Here is an 18,693-nt window from a genome sequence, read left to right on the forward strand (position 1 = left end):
GGATCATCCTGAAACTCGGAGGTCGCGCCCTCCATTCCCGCCTCTTGTCAGCTCCGCGGATCTGCCGTCAGGCTGACGCAGTTTCACGACCTCTGGGCGAACATACTTGCGCCTGTTCAAGGAAGTAACCGGCGCGTAAGAAGCGATGGGTGGTGGCAGCCGGAGGTCTGGCCGCCACCACGGCACATCGCTCAGGCAGCGGAGAGGTGCTCCCCGAACCAGTCGCGCGCAACTTGCGTAGCCACAGTGAACCAGTCGCCTGTGTACGCCGCGAAATGCCCGCCGGGTAGCAAGACGATCTTCTTCGGCTCGGCTGCGGTCTCGTACGCGGAAGCGGCCAGGTTTCCACCGGTCAGGCCGTCCTCACGGCCGACGATCACGAGTATCGGCGTCGGAGTGACGTCGGGCAGGTACTTCGTCGGCTCATAACCGTAGAAGTTGTCCAAACTGCGCAGTGTCACTTTGTTGGCCCATTCTGGGTCGAGTTCGGTCCGAGTGTGGGTGAAGTACTCGTAGGAGTCCGGCGTCGACGAACCTTGACCGGCTGCACCACCCGGCGGGACACCATCCACGCACAGCGGGGCCGAAGCCCTGACCTTGGCGTCCGCCGGGTCCGTGCCGAGCCCGGCCAACGGACGATGCCCACGCGGAGGCCGACCGTCCGCGCCGCAGTGGCCAGGCCAGGTCAGGCCGGGTCGGCGACCTCCCCGCCGGTGCCGTCGCGGGCCAACCACGGCTGCGGGCTGCGCGCCTGCGCCGCGTGCCATACAGCCTGCCGGACCGGCGCGTTCCAACTCACCGTGCGGGTACGATCCGGCCTCCCACCGGCACACTGGCATAGGGCAATTCCCCTCTTGCTTCTGAGACGAGTTACATGGCCCATGACCTGAGCTCGCAGCGTCGCCCCGGGTGCCCGCACCGCTCTCCGCCGGTGCGGGCACCAAGCCGTCTGCGGCTGATCGGCTGCGGCAACCAGGAACCCTGGGACTGCGCCGGCCGCCACCCCTGGCGGTATCAGCCCCCGGTGCCAGATTCTCGGCAGTTGACAGCACTGCGGCCCCCGGCCCTCCGATCGAGGGCGGGGGCCGCGCGAAGATGCCAGCAGATATCCGACCGGCCAGAGAGGCAGGTCAGTTGCCGCCCGTCACATCACGCAGGTTCGCGGTGATCGAATCGCCGAACGTGTGCGCGATGGTCGGTAGTAGTTTCTGCTGGGCCAACTCTTGGGCCGACTGGGTGGCTTCGCGGACGGCCGCGAGTACCAGTTCGGCGAGGCCCTCGGTGTCGTGCGGGTCGGCGGCCTCGGGCGCGATGTCCAGCCTCTGCAGCCGCGCGGCGCCGTCGACCGTGGCCTGTACGGCACCGTTGCCGGAGGTGGCCTGGAGCCGCAGCGTGGTCAGCTCCTGCTGCGCGTCGAGCAGATTGCGTTGCATCGCCTGGGCATGCCGGAGAAATTGCTGCATATCGGGGCGGTGTGCGCCCAGCGGGCTTGCCATGGTGAACTCCTGCCTCTTCCGGCCGGTGGCCGGTTATGGGGATGGTCAGGCCAGCCGCCACTTCTGGTTGCTGGTGCCGGCGCAGGTCCACAGCTGCAGCCGGGCGCCGTCCGCGCTGCTGAAGTCCCTGACGTCGATGCACTTGTCGGCCTTGACATTGACCAGGTCTCCGGCAGTGGTGAAGCGCCACTGCTGGCTGGGGCTGCCGTTGCACTCGTAGACGTCGATCGCGGCGCCGTCCGCGGTGGAGCCCTCCAGCACCGACATGCACATCCCGAGCGAGCGGATGGTGCCGTCGCTGTAGAAGGTCCACTGCTGGTTCGGGTTGTTGCCGCAGGTGTAGATCTGCAGCACGGTCTTGTTCGGAGCGCTGTGGATGTGGTCGGTCACATCGATGCACTTGTTGGATTCCTCATCGACGATGCGGTGCGTGGAGCCGCCCGAGTCGTTGCTGTTGCCGGACGACTGCTGCCGCTGCGCGTCCTGCTGGGTTTGGGAGTCGTTGGTGCCGGACTGGGTGCCGCCGCCCGTGGTGGATCCCGTACCGCCCTTGTCGCCGGAGCCGGTGGAGGCCGAAGCGGACTTCCCCGAGCCCTGGTACGGGGCGTACGGCGGCGAGGTGTACCGCGCAGGGTCGCCGCCCCCGCCAGAGATGAACGGCGGGCGAGTGCTCTGCGGTTCGTTGCCCCCGGGCGGGGTCTTGCTCGAGCGGGGGAGCGGGTTGTCCTCCGCCACGGCCTGCTCGGCCGCCTGGTCACGGCTGGCCTGGTCGCGGTCACGCTGGTAGTCGATCAGCTTGCCGATGCCGAAGACTCCGCCGCTCAGGAGCGCGATCACCAGGCCGGTGGCGAGTACCCGTGACAGCACGCTGGGCGTGTCGCGGTCCCCCGGCTGCCGGGAGCTGGACGCGAAGATTGCGGCGAAGCCCGGTATGCCTGGTGCTTTGGGTTCCTGACGGGTGGGTTCGCCCACTGCTGTGAATCCTTTCGCGAGACGGGCTGCTACACCCGTTGACGACGGATTGCTACATCCGTTAACTACGCGGGCCCGATGCCGGTCGATCGTCAGTGCCTGAGGAATGGCTCTCTGCGCATGTTCCGTGTCACACAACATGCTTGACGCGCACGCCGGTCGGACCCATCGAAGTCGGCCGGGGTACGACCGCACCGCCCGGTCCTCTCTGGGGTATCTGGCGCCTCGGCAGCCCTCTGAACAATTGGGGTATGCAGCCTGAAGCCTGAGTTGGGAAGGCTCAGCCCTGGATGACTTCGGAGACCCGACGATTCTCCTTCATCCTGTGCCGACGAGTGCCAAAGACGCGGTCGCGTTGCCCATTCGACCAGGCTTCTTGTCCGCCGGTGCAGGCCATGGTCCGTTCGGCGGGAGCGTGCCCTCTCCCCCCACTACGCTCCAATTCCACCAGGGAAAGCAGAGCAATTGCGTGAGCGGTTCGCCCTTCACGCAGCAGTATCTCCGCACGTTCGGACTTGATTCGGCATCGGACCACGATGTGCTAGGAGAAATCATTCGTGTCCACCCCTACTCCCCACACGACGGTCGGCGGTGTCGAGTACGGCGTCACGCTGTTCGACCTGCAGGCGGCTTCCAGTGACACGCATCTCGCCGCGCACGACATCGGGGTGTGGCTGCAGCAGTTGAGGTCCTATGTGACCGCCCTCCAGGACGAGTGGCAGGGCATGGCAGCCAACGAGTTCCAGGACCTGATGGTGCTGTGGGACCGCTACGCCGCCCAGCTCAACGAGGCGCTCCAGGCCATCGGCGATGGGCTGATGGGCAATTACCACAACTACGACAACACCGAGGTCACCAACCACCAGAACCTCGCCTCAATAAAGAACAACCTGCCGGCCGCCAACCTCGCCTGAGCTCCGTTCCCCGGCACCCGCCCCGGAGCGGCCCCGCACCCCGGCCACCGCCCCCAGCGCAGCCGCCCCGAGTCCCACGTTGCCCGAGGCGGTGGCCTCGAGCCCGCGGCCCAGGACGTGGCCGACGCACGACAACGAAGCCTCGGTCGAGTCGGTTCGCGACATCCCCCAAGGAGAGCCACCTGTGCCCAATCCGGACAGCCTTCCCATCCTTGTCACCACCGGCCTCGGCGACGCTGGGCCGATCATCGTCAACCGCGCCGACGACTGCATCGACCGGCTCAACGAGCTGAAGAGGCGGCTCACCCCGCTCGCCGAGTCCTGGATCCGGAGCCAGGCCGCCGGCTACTACCAGGACCAGCAGACCGAGTGGGACCAGGCCGCCGTCGGTCTGTTCGACCCGCAGGTGGGTGTCCTCGGTGAGATCGCGCGGGCGCTGAACATCAGCTACCAGAACAGTGCGGAGGCCGAGCTGTCCAACATCCAGACCTGGAACAACGGTAACTAGTGACGACCGTCGCCGGCCGATGCGCTCCTCACGTTGCCCTTCCACCCCCATGTACCCCAAGGACAGTCAAGTGGACGACGAACTGTGCCGGATCACGGTGGTGGGCACCCGTCGGCGGGTATGCCTGGCGGTACCCGCCCGGGCGGCCATCGCCGAGTACACCCCGACTCTGCTGCGGCTCACCGGCCAGGAGGAAGAGGACGAGACCTTCCCCGCGGTCTGGTCCCTGGCCCTGCCCGGTGCCAAGCCGCTCTCCCCGGGCGCGTCCCTCACCGAGTCCGGGGTCGCGGACGGTGCCACGCTGTATCTACGGGACGTGGCGGCGGGTGAGTTCGACGAGCCTGTCATCACCGACCTCGACGAACTCGTGGGCGAGGCCAACGAGGAGGGGCTGCGCTGGGACACCCGGCACCGCGCGCTGACCCTGCTCTTCCTCGGCCTCGGCGGGATTGCCGGTGCCTTCGGACGGTTCGTGGGGGTGGCCGTGGACGGCCCCCGCTTCCCGCTGGTCGGGCCGGCGGCGCTGCTCACCGGATGCGGCGTGGCCCTGCTCGCCTGGCACGCCACCCGCCGTACCTGGCCGCTGGCCCTGCCGGTGCGGCTCGGGATGGCCCTGTCCGCCGTACCACTCCTCGTGGTCAGCGCTGTCCTCTTTCCCACCGTGCCGGACACCTCCGCCGGGACGGTGATCGCGGGGTCCACGGGGGCGCTGGCGGGCGCGCTCACGGCCCGGCTCGCCGTCAACCATGTGATCACCCTGACCACGCTGGTGGTCACCGCGGTGCTGCTGCCCGCTGCGGGCCTGCTGTCCGGCTTCGGCGCCGGCGCGGCCGAGAGCGCCGCGGTCGTCGCGGTGCTGGCGATGGGCTCGCTGGGCGTGGCGCCGGTGGTCTCCGGGCACCTCGTCGCGCTGTCCGCCCCGCCGGGGGAGGACACGGCGACCTGCGAGGCCATCCCCGCGCTGGTCCGCAGGGGCCGCCGGGTGCTGGCCGGGCTCACCCAGTTGCTCTCCGCCGTGCTGATCGCCGCCCTGGTGTTGCTGGCCACCTCCGACGACGTGTACGGCATGGCCCTGGCAGTGTGCGTGAGTGGTGTCATGCTGCTGCGCGCCGGTCAGTTGAAGATCACCGCGGCGGTGCTGCCGGTGGTCGTCGCTGGTACGACGGGCCTGCTGGCCGTCGCCATCAGCGCCCCCGGCGAGCTCGGCGCGCCCGGCTGGGCGGGGCCGCTGGCCGGTCTGCTGGCGGGCGCGGTCATGCTCGGGGCCGGTCTTGTCCGGGCCTTTCCCGAGGGCGACCTGATCGGTGAGCGGCCCGCCTGGATCAGCGGGGTGTCGTCGGCGCTTGCGCTCGCGGCCGTACCGCTGGCCGTCGGTGTCTTCGGGGTGTTCGGCACGCTGCTGAAGCTGGGGGAGTCGATGTGAAGCCCAAACTGCAGCGCGTCGCCACTCGCGGCTGGGGGACTCACCGGGCCATCGGTGCGGCGGTCCGCGCGGCGGCCGACGGCGAGGTGGTCTCGGTCCGGCCCGGTTGCTACGTGGAGTCCCTCGTCTTGGACCGCGATATCACTGTGCTGGCCGAGAAGGGTCCGGGGACGGTACGAATCACCGCGGCGCACGGCCCGGCCGTCAGTGTCACGGCGGGCCAGGTCGTGCTGCGGGAACTTGAGTTCGAGGGCGGCGACGCGGCCGAGCCGGTGGTGCTGGCCCGGGGCGGCTCGCTGGACCTGGAGCGCTGCGAACTCTCGGGCGGACGGCTGGAGTTGGCCCGGGACAGCACTGCACAGGTGCGCGGCTGCACGGTGCACGGTGCCAAGCGGGCCGGGGTGCATGTCACCGGGACCGCACGCGCCAGCTTCGAGGACTGCACGGTCCGTTCGGTCGACGGCTACGGGCTCACCCTGGTCGACGCGGCCCGGGCGGAGCTGCGCCGTAGCCGGGTGCAGCGCACCTCGGACTGCGGTGTGCTGCTCGGTGGCACCAGCAGCGCCACCTTCGACGACTGCGAGCTGGCCCACACCGGCGACGCGGCGCTGCTGGTGTACGCGCCCGCGCAATCGCTGCTGCGCGGCTGCCGGCTGCACGACACCGGGGCCCAGGGCATACGGATCGAGGATGCGCCGGGCCTGCCCGCGGCGGTGCCGTCGCATCAGGCCCGGCCCCAGCCCGAGGCGGCGGGTCCTGACGCGGGTGGCGGGAGTGCCGCCGCCGGGCGGGACGGGCGCCGGATCCGGCTGGACAAGTGCGAGATCTTCCGCACCCAGGCCGAGGGCGTGCTGGTCTCCGGCGGCAGCGGCGTCCTGCTGCGGGACTGCGGTGTGCGCGAGACGCACGGCGCGGGCCTGTTTGCGTACGGCACCGCGCGCGTCGAGCTGGAGTCGGTCCGCATCGTCGATGTGAACGACTCCGCGGTCGCGGTCGCCGAGAGTGTCGAAGTCCGAGCCCTGGGCGGCGTGTTCTCCCGCACCGGCACCGGAGGGATCCTCGCCGACGGGGACGCGGTGCTGGAGCTGGCCGACTGCCAGATCGCGGCGACCGGCCACTCCGCCGTGCAACTCGCCGGCAACGCCCGTGCGGTGCTGGTGGACTGCGCGGTGGAGGACAGCGCCCAGCACGGCATCCGGCTCAGCGAGGGCGCCGACCTGCTGGCCGAGCGCACGAGGATCGAGCGCGCCAGGCTGGCCGGGGTCCAGGTGGATGGGGCCGATGCGGTGCTGCGCGGCTGTGTGATCAGCGAGGCGGAAACCGGCGTGCGGCTCGACACCCGGCACCGGCCGTTGCTGGACGGCTGTGAGTTCCGGGCGATCCGGCGGACCGGGATCGAGGTGGCGGCCGATACGGCGGCGCTGATCCGGGGCGGGCAGGTGGTCGGCACCGGGTCGGCCGGGGTGTTCCTGGAGGAGCGCAGCCAGGCGTGGATCGAGGAGATGGAGATAGCCGGAGCGCAGGGCAGCGGGCTGGTGCTGTGGACCGGGGCCGCGCCGCGGATCCGTGCCGTCACCGTCACCGGTGCCGGGAAGAACGGGGTGTACGTGCACGAGGGCGGCGCGGGCATCCTGGAGGACTGCGAGATCTCCGGCGCGGCCTTCCCCGCCGTCTACACGGGGTCCGGGTCGGCGCCGGTGCTGCGTCGGCTGCTCGTGCACGATGTCCAGGAGGACCTGTCGGCCGCCGAGGACGCAGGGGCCGTGTTCGAGGACTGCCGGGTGCGCGATGTGGCGGTCAGCACCCTGCCGCAGGCGAAGGCGGAGCCGTCCGCGGGTGCCGTGGCGGTGGCCGGCGGCGGCCCCACGCCGCGGAAGTCGGCCTCGGACAACGGGAGTTCGGCGACGAACGAATCCGATGAGGGTGCCGCCGAGGAGCAACTTCCTAGGCTGCTGGCCGAGTTGGATGCGCTGATCGGCCTGGACCGGGTCAAGCAGGAGGTCGGCTCGCTGGCCACGGTGATGCAGATGGTCAAGCGGCGCCAGGAGGCCGGGCTGCAGCCCCCGCCCCTCAGTCGCCATCTGGTGTTCGCAGGCAATCCGGGCACCGGCAAGACCACGGTGGCCCGGCTGTACGGGCGGCTGCTGGCCGCGCTCGGGCTGCTGGCCCGCGGCCACCTGGTGGAGGCCGACCGGGGTTCGCTGGTTGGTGAATACGTCGGCCACACCGCGCCGAAGACCACGGCCGTCTTCCGGCGGGCGCTGGGCGGGGTGCTGTTCATCGACGAGGCATACGCCCTGGTGCCGTACGGTCAGTCGACCGACTTCGGGCATGAGGCGATTGCGACGCTGGTGAAGCTGATGGAGGACCATCGCGACGAGGTGGTGGTGATCGCGGCCGGCTACCCGACCGACATGCAGCGCTTCATCGTCTCCAATCCGGGTCTCGCCTCCCGGTTCACCCGCACCCTCACCTTCGACGACTACTCTTCCGGCCAGCTGGTGGACATCGTCCGCTACCAGGCGGCCCGGCACCAGTACCAGCTGCCGGACGAGACGCGGGCCGCGCTGGTGGAGTATTTCGACGGGATCGAGCGTACCGAGCACTTCGGCAACGGCCGGACGGCCCGTCAGGTGTTCCAGCGAATGACCGAGCAGCACGCCCAGCGGGTCGCCGAGCTACTGAATCCCGGCACCGACGATCTGACGATTGTGCTGCCTCAGGATCTGCCGCCGAAGGCCGGGGTATGACATTCCCGCATTCCATGTGGTGAAAATGAGTCCGCCAGCGGCAGGAAGGAACCGCCGGCGGCTCGCGAACCGGAATTTCCGCCAGAGTCCGGGTCAGAGTTCGGTGCCCGGCAAAGGCGGTACGGCGTGGCCGAAACGGACGTCGTTGGCTCAGGTCACGACCTGATTGGAGGTGCCTTCGGTCGGGAAACGAGAATTGCGGTCGACTTCGGAGTAGGTTTGTCCGGTCCTGTTCAGGAGGGCAATGTACTCGCCGACCAGTTCCATGGTTGATCCCATGAAGTACAGCGCCTTTTCCATGGCCGGATTCATGGACGCCGCGAATTCCCGGGCGATGGGCTGGATCTGGCTGGGGACCACTTGCGTAGGAGTGGCGTAGGAGGTCGGGTCCTTGTACAGATCCGTTTCGTTCTGACCGAACACGTCGTCCTGCACCGACAGCACGTGCTCACGCAGCCCCTGGTAGGCGTCGACGGCCGTCCGCGCCGCGCTGAGCAGGGCGTTCTCGGTGCCGCGCACGCCTGAGAGGTCCACCCTGATGGGCGGGGTCTCGGGCACGTCCGTGCCGGCGCCGGCGTCCCCCTGCTGCCCGGTCTCCGGGGGCGGGTTGTTGAAGCTCGGGGGGACGTCCCAGGCGACGGTGACATTCGGCACCAGATAGTCAAGGTCTTTCCCGCGGTCCGGATCGGGCTCGTCCGTTTCCGGCTGCGGAGAGTCCTGTCTCCACTGGTCGTACGGTGAGTGCTTGATATCGCCTTCGTCCGGCATGGCCAACCTCTCGTTCTGCGGCTCGGTGCGCAATTGTGGGACCGTGTGCCGGAGGCTAGTGCAGCGATGTAATCCAAGGGAAGTCGCCAAGATAAAGACTGCACAAAGGAGTTGTGTGCGACCGGCTCATTGCTGATTGTCGCGGGCCATTGTCATGCATTCGCTATATGGTAAGGTGCGGGCGTGTAGCCGACGGGTGCCACGGGTACTGGTTGCCGGCTCCCTCAAGCGTGTTGAGTGACTCCCAAGGCGTGACGAAAGGGTCGGACTGTGCCCGACATGTCGTGGTCTGATTTCAAGGTGCATCTGGGCGAACTGAAGGAAGCCATCAAAACGGTCAAAGACAGGTCGGGCCATATTGCGTCGACCATGGGAAGGATCGCCGGCGAGTTCGAGACGGTCGGGACCGAGTGGCAGACCCCCTCCTCGGCCGGCCTCGAAGAGGTGCAGCAGTGGTTCGGGCGCTCGCAGACCGACCTGCGCGACCTGCTGGATGAGGTCGTACGCCGGATGCAGGTGGCGTACGACAACTACCACGAGATGGAAACGGCCAACTACGACAACATGACCTGACGCGCACCGCGCGCGGCCCGGGGCCCGTGACGGCCCGGGCAGCCCGTTCCCCTTCCCCACCTTCGCAGCCTCCGCCCGGCGGAAGGCTGCGGTCCCCGACCGCGGAGCCCCCCCATGCCTGAACTTGTCGACTACGACGTCTCCTCCCTCTACATCGACCCGACAGGGCTCTCCGACAGCTCCAAAAAGCTGCTGGCACACGCGAAAGAGGTCGCGGACACCATCACCTCGATCAACAACACGCTGTCGGGCCTCGCACTGGGCTGGGCGGGCAAAACCCAGGAGGAGGCGGACAAGATGAACAACCAGTGGACGGCCACCATGCGCGGGCTGTTCGGCACCGAGGACGCCCCGGAGAGCGGAGTGCTCAACGTGATGGCCCTCGGGGTGGTGTCGGTCGCCGCAGGCAACGCGCACACCGAGGTCTCGCTCGCCGAGATGTTCCAGAAGTTCCTCCAGGGCGTCGACTCGCCGGGCAACGGCGACGGCACGCCCGGCTCCGCACCGGAGGACATGACGAACATCGACACCACCGCCATCACCGCGGACTGGTAAGCGGCGCACCGACATGACACGCACCGCCTTCCACCGGCCCGCCCGGACCTTCCCGCCGTCGTTGCCGGAGAACAAGCTCTCTCTGGCGGCCCCGCCCCAGAGGCCCAACAACAGCCAGGCCGCGAACTGGCTGGTCATCCTGCTGCCACTGCTCAGCAGCGTGAGCATGGCCGCGTACCTGGTCACCTTCGGCCGACCGTGGATGATCATGCTCGGCGTGTTCTTCGTGGTGTTGTCGGTGGCCATCACGCTCTATGTCCGCTGGCAGTCCCGCTCCACTACTCGGCGGCAGCGGCTGCGTCAGCGGGACCGCTACGTCGCGTATCTGTCCGGCATCCGCGCCCAGGCCCGCGCCTCGGCGGCCACCCAGCGCGCGGTCGGGGCCTTTCTGCACCCCAGCCCGCGCCGGCTGTGGGCCATCGCGGTCGGCCGCCGCAGGGTCTGGGAACGCCGCCCGAGCGACGCCGACTTCCTGAAAATTCGGCTCGGACTGGGGTGCGGCCGCCCGCAGTTGCAGCTGCTGCAGCACAACAGGCCCGATCCGACAGCCGAGTACGAGCCGCTGTCCCTGCGCGCCTCGGAGAAGCTGGTCCGCGACTACGCGACGGTCGGGCTCCAGCCCGCCTGGATCGACCTGGCCGGGAGCGGGGTGGTCAGCCTGCTGGGCACCCCCGAGCGCACCCGGGCCACCGCCGCTGCCCTGCTGCTCCAACTCACTGTGCTGCACGCTCCCGACGACGTCCAGCTGGTTGTGCTCGCCGCGCAGGACGAGCCGGGCCGGGAAAGCCAGGAGGAGGACAACTCGCCCTGGGACTGGACCAAATGGCTGCCGCACACCCACGACACCGACGCCGGGGACTTCCCGGCCGGTATCGTGCCGACCGTCGCCCGCCGTTTCGACGGCATCACCGACGTCTTGGAGCGCAGGCTGGAGCAGGCCCGGGCCGAGCGCGCCGAACGCGCCACCATGCTGCCCTCGCTGCGCGACAAGGACACCCCGGGCCGACGTTGTGTCGTGGTCTTCGACGGCTACCGCCCCGACGCCCCCTGGGCCCGTACGCACCTGCTCGCCGAGCTGCTCGCCGAGGCCGGCCCGAGCAGCGGCATCCATGTGGTCTGCCTGGTGCGCAAGGAGAACGAGGAGCCCGGACGGGTCGATGTCCGTGCCCGGCTGGAGGATGCCGGGGGCCTGGTCCTGGAGAGCCGGTACCCGAACCTGTTGAACCCGGTCCAGGACGCCGTCACCGACGAGGCGGAGCCGGCGCTGTACGAACAGGTCGCACGCGCCCTGGCGCCGCTGCGGCTGTCCGGCGAGCGCGACCAGGTGCTCTCCCGTACGGTCTCGCTGCCGCAGATGCTGGGCGTCGGTGACCTCGCCGAGCTGGACCCCACCGCGTTCTGGCGCGGCCCCGGCGACGAGGCGCTGCTGCGGATCCCGATCGGGGTGGCCGGCACCGGCGAGGACCTGGTGCTGGACCTCAAGGAGTCCGCGCAGGGCGGTATCGGCCCGCACGGGCTGGTCGTCGGCGCCACCGGTTCCGGCAAAAGCGAACTGCTGCGCACCCTGGTCACCGGCCTGACCATGACCCACTCGCCGGAGCACCTCAGCTTCGTCCTGGTCGACTTCAAGGGCGGTGCCACCTTCGCGGGGGTCACCGAACTGCCGCATGTGGCCGGTCTGATCACCAACCTCGCCGACGACCTCGCCCTGGTGGACCGGATGCGCGCCGCGCTCATCGGCGAACAGCAGCGCCGCCAGCGGATGCTGCGCGACGCCGGCAACGTCGACTCCGTACGCGCATACCAGCTGTTGCAGGCCCAGGGCGGCACCGATGTGCACGGCAGGCCGCTCGAGCCGATGCCGTACCTGGTGATCGTGGTCGACGAGTTCGGTGAACTCCTCTCCCAGCGCTCGGACTTCATCGAGCTGTTCGTCCAGATCGGCCGGGTCGGCCGGTCGCTGGGCATGCATCTGCTGCTGGCCACCCAGCGGTTGGACGAGGGCCGGCTGCGCGGCCTGGAGTCCCACCTGTCGTACCGGATCTGCCTGCGGACCTTCTCCGCCGCCGAGTCCAAGGCGGTCATCGGCACCGCCGACGCGTACAAACTGCCGCCGATCCCCGGCTCGGCGTACCTCAAGGTCGACGAGTCGGTCTACGAGCGGTTCCGGGTCGCCCATGTCTCGGGCACCCACCAGGCGGCCGGCAGGGAGAAGGCCGACACCGGCCCCGTGCCGGAACCGGTGCCGTACGGAATGCGCACCGCCGAGCAGGCCCGCGACCGGGACAAGGAGCAGGAGCCGGTCGCGGCCCCGGTGCCGCCGCCGGTCGCGGGGGCACGTACCGAGATGCAGGTCGCAGTGGAGCGGCTGCAGCTGTATGGCCGGCCGGTGCACCAGGTGTGGCTGCCCCCGCTGCCGCCGCACATCGACCTCGACTCGCTGCTGGGCCCGGTCGGCGAGGACCCCGACCGGGGCTTCCAGGCCGTCAAGGGCTCCACCTCGCTCGGCCAACTCACCTTCCCCCTGGGTGTGGTGGACCTGCCGCTGCTGCAGGCGCAGCGCGCCCTGCAGGTCGACCTGGGCGGCGCGAACGGCCATGTCGCCATCGTCGGCGCCCCGCAGACAGGCAAGTCCATGGCGCTGCGGACCGCCATGCTCAGCGCGATGCTGACCCACACCCCCGCGGAGCTCCAGTTCGTCTGCGTGGACTTCGGTGGTGGCTCGCTGGGCCCCTTCGAGGAGGCGCCGCATGTCTCCGCCGTTGCCTCCCGGCACGACGAGGCCAAGGTGCGCCGGGGGCTCGCCGTCGTACGGCAGACCGTGATCGACCGGGAGCGGCTCTTCGAGCGGCTCGCCATCGACTCCGCCGCCGGATTCCGCCGGCTGCGCGCCGAAAGCGGCCTCCCCGACGGGCAGAACGCGGCCGACATCGTACTGGTCATCGACAACTGGGCAGCGCTGCGCGCGGCGGTGGACGAGGCTGACGGCCACGTGCACGACATCGCCACGCGTGGCCTCGGTGTGGGCGTCCATCTGCTGATCACCGCCAACCGCTGGATGGAGATACGCACCAGCCTGCGCGACACCATAGGTGGCCGGCTGGAGCCGCGGCTCAACGAGACCGGCGAGTCCGAGGTCAACCGCAAGGCCGCCAAGCTGCTGGTCAACACCGTCCCGGGGCGGGGCATCGCACCCCCCGGCAACCTCATGCACATCGCGCTGCCCCGACTCGACGGAGCGCAGACCACAGACGGCCTCGGCACCGCCCAGCAGAGCGCGATCGCGGAGTCCGCGACCCGGTGGACCGGTGCGATCGCCCCGCGGGTGCGGGTGCTGCCCGAGCTGATCACCCCCGCCGAGCTGGCGGCCGAGTGCGACGCGGCTGCGCGGACCGCCGCAGCGGCTGCCGCCTGCCCCGCTGCCGGCGCGAAGGCGCTCACCGCCGCGCAGGCCACGGCCGGGGCCGGGTCCGCGAGCGAGGTGCCCATCGGCATACGGGAGTTCGACCTGGCCCCGGCCACGATCGACCTGCGTAAGGGGGACCCGCACTTCCTGGTCCTGGGGGACTCCGGCTCCGGCAAGACCTCGTTCCTGCGGTCCTGGATGCGGGGCATCGCCGAGCAGAACTCCGCGTACGAGATCCGTTTCATGGTCTTCGACTACCGGCGCTCGCTGCTGGAGGTCGTGCCTGACGAGTACCTGGCCGCGCAGGCCGCCAACAACGACCACGCGGCGGCGTATGTCGAGCAGCTCGCCGCCAAGCTCAGCGAGCGGATGCCGCCCCCGGGGATCAACTCCCGCGAACTGCGGCGGCGCGACTGGTGGTCCGGGCCTGAACTGTACGCGGTCGTCGACGACTACGACCTGGTCGCCGGCCAGGCCGGGCAGCGCGGCCCGCTCGCCCCGCTCGCCGACTACCTCACCCACGCCGCCGACATCGGCTTCCACCTGGTGATCGCGCGCCGGGTCACCGGGGCGGGGCGCGCGCTGATGTCCGACCCGCTGGTCAGCAGGATGCAGGAGTTCGGCACCGGCGGCCTGATCCTCTCCGGCGACCCCCGCGAGGGCATCCTCATCGGCGACCAGCGTGCGGCACGCCGGCCTGCGGGCCGCGGCGTGCTGGTCGGCGGCCGCACCCAGCCCGTGATCGTGCAGACCGTGCTCGATCCGGCGACCGAGTAGCGCCGTGTACACCTGCGGCGGGCACCGCCGCGGCGCACCCCTCGGTGCGCCGCGCGGAGTACTACGGAGCGTACGCGCTGTCGCTGGACCCACCACCCCCACTGCCTCAGGCCCCGCCGCCCGCACGGGCGCCCGGCCAGTCAGAAGGACCCGAGAATGCCCGTAACCTTCGACTCCCAGCCGATCCGTGAGTTGGCCGACCACTGGATGCGGGTGGGTGACACATTCTTCGAGACGTATGCATCCACGACCGAGGCGGTCCGAAACATCCCCTGGTCCGGCATCGCATCGGACGCGGCCCGGGAGGCCTACGCCTCGAGCCAGAACGCGGGCGCGGGCGCGCCGGGCGGCGGTGTCGCCCACAAGCTCCTCGATGCGGCCATCACCGCATGGCGGATCAGCGAGGCGTTGCAGGAGTACGCGAACCAGATCGACCGGACCATCGAGGAGATCAACAGGGCCGAGGCGCTGGCCGGTCTCGCGGCCCTCTTCGGGCTCGCGCTGAGCTTCCTCCTCCCGGCCCTCGGCGCCCTGCTCGCCACGCTGTTGGGGGTCGTCAGCAGGGTGATCTCGTTCATCGTCTCCGCCGTCGGCCGCATCATCTCGGCGATGGGCTCCTTCGCGCCCGTCGGCAACTTCGCGGCCAACGCGGTCCTGGGCGCCGCGACCACGCTGGGCACCGACGTGTTCGCGCAAGCCCTCGCCTCCTGGGCCACGCACAGCGATTTCGAGATCGACTGGAAGTCGGAGGGCATCAACGTCGGGCTCGGCGCCGCCGTGGGCGGCTGGATGGGCGGGGACTGGCGTTCCGGCAGGACGCCGGACGGCAACCCCGCCACCATCGACGGCAGCGGCCAGAACGTCAACGTCCCCAAGAGCACGTGGGATACGCAGAACTCTACGCCGCACACCGTCAGCACCCTTCCAACGGACGGTGTCAACACGCCCCCGCCGCTGCGTAACAACCTTTCGCAGACGGTGTCCCTGGGCCCGGGCAGCAGCAGGATCGAGACCCCCAAGACGATCACCAAATTCGTCAACGGCACCCCGGAGACCAGTACGCCCGAGCCCGGCGGCATCCGCCCCGGCGGCAACGGCCAGGTCACGGTAAACGCGAACAGCAGTTCGTTTCCGGGTGGGGGGCGGAGACTGGGTGGTGAGCCGAGCGGCATCAGGCCCAATTCCGACCCGCGGTCGGGTGCCGCGGATTCCGCGGGTGGCTTGAGTGGTCCTGTGCCGGGGTCCGCCCGTGTGGGTCCTGGCTATGACCGGTCGGCGACGGTGAACGACCTGCCGTCGGCGAGTCGCCTGGACGCGGGTGCGGGTGTGCCGAAGGCCGGGCCGTTTCCGGGTAAGGGGCAGAGACTGGGTGGTGAGCCGAGCGGCATCAGGCCCAATTCCGACCCGCGGTCGGGTGCCGCGGATTCCGCGGGTGGCTTGAGTGGTCCTGTGCCGGGGTCCGCCCGTGTGGGTCCTGGCTATGACCGGTCGGCGACGGTGAACGACCTGCCGTCGGCGAGTCGCCTGGACGCGGGTGCGGGTGTGCCGAAGGCCGGGCCGTTTCCGGGTAAGGGGCAGAGACTGGGTGGTGAGCCGAGCGGCATCAGGCCCAATTCCGACCCGCGGTCGGGTGCCGCGGATTCCGCGGGTGGCTTGAGTGGTCCTGTGCCGGGGTCCGCCCGTGTGGGTCCTGGCTATGACCGGTCGGCGACGGTGAACGACCTGCCGTCGGCGAGTCGCCTGGACGCGGGTGCGGGTGTGCCGAAGGCCGGGCCGTTTCCGGGTAAGGGGCAGAGACTGGGTGGTGAGCCGAGCGGCATCAGGCCCAATTCCGACCCGCGGTCGGGTGCCGCGGATTCCGCGGGTGGCTTGAGTGGTCCTGTGCCGGGGTCCGCCCGTGTGGGTCCTGGCTATGACCGGCCGGCGACGATGAACGACCTGCCGTCGGTGGGTTCGAATCGTCCGGAGGCGGGCGCGGGTATGCCGAAGGCCGGGCCGTTTCCGGGTAAGGGGCAGAGACTGGGTGGTGAGCCGAACGGCATCAGGCCCAACTCCGACCCGCGGTCGGGCACCACAAACACCGCAGGCCGTTCCGGGAGCGGCAAGCGCTGGTACATCCGCAACGACAACCCGGTCACCACGTTCAAACCCGAGTCGGGCTCGGGTGGCGCGTCCGATGGCGCCGGCCCGTCCAGGGGCGCCGGGACGACGATGAACAAGGGCGGCAACGGCTCGGCCACCGAGGTGGAGCACTCTGCCCCCACCACCGCCAAGCCCGAGGATCCGCACGACGCGGGCGGTTCGGCGACGACGTCCGTGTCGCAGCGTCCGGGCGACACGGACGTACCGCCGTCCGAGGTCCCGGCCCTCACTGCGGAGCAGGCGGGGTCCACGGCGCACACCCCCAACTCCCAGGCGCGGCCAGGGCAGGGCGAGCCCAGGCCGGACTCCGACGTGTCGAACACGACGCCATCCACGGCCAACGGCCGACCCGTGCCGGAGGGCGGCGGCGTCCGCGCTGTACGCAACGGTCACCCCGACAGCGGCGTACGGCAGGGCACGGGGATGGGCGGCAGCCGCCCGGTCCAGGCCGGCGGCCCGGGCGAGGCGGTCCGTCCCGGTAGCCACGGGGGCCGTCCTGACTCCAGGACACCGGATATCAACACGAACACTTCGGCAGGCCCGAACGGGGACGGGCACTTTGTGGAGCACGGAAGTTCCGGTGGTCCCGTCCAACCGAGGCCTATCCGCACGGGTCCTGGCCACGGCCGACCGGCGACGGCGAACGACCTCAGGCCCGAGTCCGGCTCGGGTGGCGGAACGGCCGGCCCCGGCCCGTCCAAGGACACCGGGACGAGGATGGACCACGACGGCAACGGCTCGGCCACCGAGGTGGAGCACTCCGCCCCCACCACCGCCAAGCCCGGGGATCCACGCGACGCGGGCGGTCCGGGGACGACGTCCGAGGTCTCGGGCCTGGTCCCGGAGCAGCGCGGGAACACCTTCGCCCAGTACGGCCGCGACCACGGCATGTCCGACGCCGAAGCGACGCACTGGGGCCAGCAACGGACGGACGCCCACCGCTCGGGCGACCCGGCTGAACCGGCCCGGGTCAACGAGCGGTTCCGCGAGCGCATCGACGAAATCAGGAGCACTCAGATCATCGACGCCATGGGCCACCGCCCAGCCGGACCGGAGCCGAGGCCGGACGGGTCAACGTCCGTCGGTACTGAGCGGGTCGAGACGGCGGTCGGGCACTCCGCGCCGGCGTCGGACCGGCCGCAGGACCCTCGCCGGGACCCAGACGCGGCGCACACCGTCCGTACTGACCCCGACGCAGCCGCGCACTCCCTCGGCGCGCTGGTCCCCGACGACCCGCGGCCCCCGTCGGCGGAGGTGAAGACGGAGGCGGGGGCGACCGCAGCGCCGGACAAGGGGAAGAGCAAGGCCACCGACTCCCAGGCGGAAACGGAACCGCAGCCGGGGCCGGTTCGGGCAGTCGAGTGGCGGGACGAGGCCGAGACTGACCAGGCGTACATGGACGCGCAGATCGCCGTGTACAAAGCGCAGGACGCGTTGGAGGCGGCCCGGACAGCGCACGCCGCCGGAGTGGAGTCCTCCGCCCATGCCGGCGGCAGCGCGGTCGCTACCGCGTCCGCGCGTTTGGCGGATGCCGTGGGACGCGTGCGCGAGATCGAGCAGCGGGTGCTGGCGGATCGTCAGTCGGGCAGGGCTGCGGGTTCCCGGGTGGGTGTCACCCACCCGCGGAGTGAGCAGTCTCGCAGCCAACGCCGTATCGGCACCGACCTGGCCCATATGCTGAACGTCGACCTGCAACCCGACCCGAACTCCGAGCCTGCCCAGACCCACGGTGACACCACCGCGCAGACATCCCCCGCAGGCCCATCGCGGCACTCGACGGACACAGGCCAGAGCCATGAAGACGGCCGGGATGGAACGGAGACCGCCCAGGTTCTTTTCGTCGCCGTGGTCCGCACGGACACCGCCATGCTGAACGGGCTCACCAAAGCACTCTCCGATGCCCGAAACGCCGAACACCCCAACCAGGAGCACATTCGCCGCCTCGAAACCGCGATAGCGCAGTGGACACCGCAAACACATGCCGACGGCCAGGTGGAGCACGGCACCGCAGGCCCAGACTCCGGCGGTGCGGAGCCCGAGGTCGTGTCAGCGTCACGCGGTGGCGTGACGGTGACGCCGTCGGCGTCGGCGTCGGCGGTGCGGCGTATGCCGGACGGTGCTCGGGGGGAGACATCCCGCACGGTGCGCCGGAATAAGGCAACAGCGTCCAGCGACCGGGATGTGACGTTGCGCATGCTGGACCGGATGGGCCGGCGAGGTCTGAGGTGCTCTTGGAGAGCAACAAGAGAAACGTCAACAAGTCGGGCAAGCCGGTACGTAGCCCTAAGAAGATCACCCCGCACCTGGCGGTGTCCCTGCTGCCGGACGGCCGCCTCGCCATCTCGGGCAACACCGGGACCCGCAAAGTCACTGAATGGGACAAGAACGCGATAATCAACGACTTCAAGG

General features: G+C 70.2%; 12 protein-coding genes and 1 pseudogene. 8 read left to right on the plus strand and 5 right to left on the minus strand.

What is annotated here, in order from left to right; all coding sequences use genetic code 11:
- Window positions 1–191: 191 nt before the first annotated feature.
- The 4 genes and pseudogenes from OG390_RS41010 to OG390_RS41025 form a co-directional block, all read right to left on the minus strand.
- Window positions 192–632, minus strand: a complete 441-nt coding sequence (locus OG390_RS41010; RefSeq protein ID WP_406175068.1) for a hypothetical protein — start codon at window positions 630–632, stop codon at window positions 192–194.
- A gap of 53 nt (window positions 633–685) precedes the next feature.
- Window positions 686–775 (minus strand): annotated as a pseudogene (locus tag OG390_RS41015) (3'-5' exonuclease); the annotation flags it as partial.
- A 355-nt stretch (window positions 776–1,130) separates the two neighbouring features.
- Window positions 1,131–1,496 (minus strand): YbaB/EbfC family nucleoid-associated protein, encoded by a 366-nt coding sequence (locus OG390_RS41020; RefSeq protein WP_406175069.1) that lies wholly within the window; start codon window positions 1,494–1,496, stop codon window positions 1,131–1,133.
- A 45-nt stretch (window positions 1,497–1,541) separates the two neighbouring features.
- Window positions 1,542–2,468 carry a ricin-type beta-trefoil lectin domain protein gene (locus tag OG390_RS41025; RefSeq protein WP_406175070.1) on the minus strand — a complete coding sequence of 309 codons (927 nt, stop codon included), beginning with the start codon at window positions 2,466–2,468 and terminating at the stop codon, window positions 1,542–1,544.
- 557 nt (window positions 2,469–3,025) lie between these two features.
- Between OG390_RS41025 and OG390_RS41030 the strand changes: the two genes are divergently transcribed.
- From OG390_RS41030 to OG390_RS41045, 4 genes are all read left to right on the plus strand, one after another.
- Entirely contained in the window at window positions 3,026–3,382 is a 357-nt protein-coding gene (locus tag OG390_RS41030) for a WXG100 family type VII secretion target (RefSeq protein WP_406175072.1), read from the plus strand.
- Between the two features lie 184 nt (window positions 3,383–3,566).
- Entirely contained in the window at window positions 3,567–3,890 is a 324-nt protein-coding gene (locus OG390_RS41035; RefSeq protein ID WP_406175074.1) for a WXG100 family type VII secretion target, read from the plus strand.
- Between the two features lie 70 nt (window positions 3,891–3,960).
- A complete protein-coding gene (eccD, locus tag OG390_RS41040) occupies window positions 3,961–5,313 on the plus strand; it encodes a type VII secretion integral membrane protein EccD (protein WP_406175076.1) in 1,353 nt (450 codons plus the stop codon).
- Complete coding sequence (locus OG390_RS41045) at window positions 5,310–8,063, plus strand: right-handed parallel beta-helix repeat-containing protein (protein ID WP_406175077.1); 2,754 nt, start codon at window positions 5,310–5,312, stop codon at window positions 8,061–8,063. The genes eccD and OG390_RS41045 overlap by 4 nt, the downstream gene beginning before the upstream one ends.
- 150 nt (window positions 8,064–8,213) lie before the next feature.
- Here the strand turns inward: OG390_RS41045 and OG390_RS41050 are convergent, their stop codons facing one another.
- Window positions 8,214–8,864 (minus strand): hypothetical protein, encoded by a 651-nt coding sequence (locus OG390_RS41050; protein WP_406175079.1) that lies wholly within the window; start codon window positions 8,862–8,864, stop codon window positions 8,214–8,216.
- Between the two features lie 246 nt (window positions 8,865–9,110).
- Here OG390_RS41050 and OG390_RS41055 point away from each other — a divergent pair, with 246 nt between their 5' ends.
- From OG390_RS41055 to OG390_RS41070, 4 genes are all read left to right on the plus strand, one after another.
- Window positions 9,111–9,404, plus strand: coding sequence for a WXG100 family type VII secretion target (locus tag OG390_RS41055; protein WP_406178168.1), 294 nt, complete (start codon window positions 9,111–9,113; stop codon window positions 9,402–9,404).
- A gap of 114 nt (window positions 9,405–9,518) precedes the next feature.
- Window positions 9,519–9,959: a WXG100 family type VII secretion target gene (locus OG390_RS41060; protein ID WP_406175081.1), complete on the plus strand. Its 441-nt coding sequence runs from the start codon at window positions 9,519–9,521 to the stop codon at window positions 9,957–9,959.
- A 13-nt stretch (window positions 9,960–9,972) separates the two neighbouring features.
- On the plus strand, window positions 9,973–14,142 hold the full coding sequence (gene eccCa / locus OG390_RS41065) for a type VII secretion protein EccCa (protein WP_406175083.1): 4,170 nt from the start codon (window positions 9,973–9,975) through the stop codon (window positions 14,140–14,142).
- A gap of 156 nt (window positions 14,143–14,298) precedes the next feature.
- Entirely contained in the window at window positions 14,299–18,678 is a 4,380-nt protein-coding gene (locus OG390_RS41070) for a hypothetical protein (RefSeq protein ID WP_406175084.1), read from the plus strand.
- Window positions 18,679–18,693 lie beyond the last annotated feature (15 nt).

This window comes from Streptomyces sp. NBC_00996 (assembly GCF_045162675.1).
GTDB lineage: Bacteria > Actinomycetota > Actinomycetes > Streptomycetales > Streptomycetaceae > Streptomyces.

What these genes read in the sequence shown, in the direction of transcription:
- OG390_RS41020 (WP_406175069.1), bottom strand. Translation starts at nt 1,496, where the DNA reads ATGGCAAGCCCGCTGGGCGCACACCGCCCCGATATGCAGCAATTTCTC.
- OG390_RS41070 (WP_406175084.1), top strand. Translation starts at nt 14,299, where the DNA reads ATGCCCGTAACCTTCGACTCCCAGCCGATCCGTGAGTTGGCCGACCAC.
- OG390_RS41055 (WP_406178168.1), top strand. Translation starts at nt 9,111, where the DNA reads ATGTCGTGGTCTGATTTCAAGGTGCATCTGGGCGAACTGAAGGAAGCC.
- eccCa (WP_406175083.1), top strand. Translation starts at nt 9,973, where the DNA reads ATGACACGCACCGCCTTCCACCGGCCCGCCCGGACCTTCCCGCCGTCG.
- OG390_RS41060 (WP_406175081.1), top strand. Translation starts at nt 9,519, where the DNA reads ATGCCTGAACTTGTCGACTACGACGTCTCCTCCCTCTACATCGACCCG.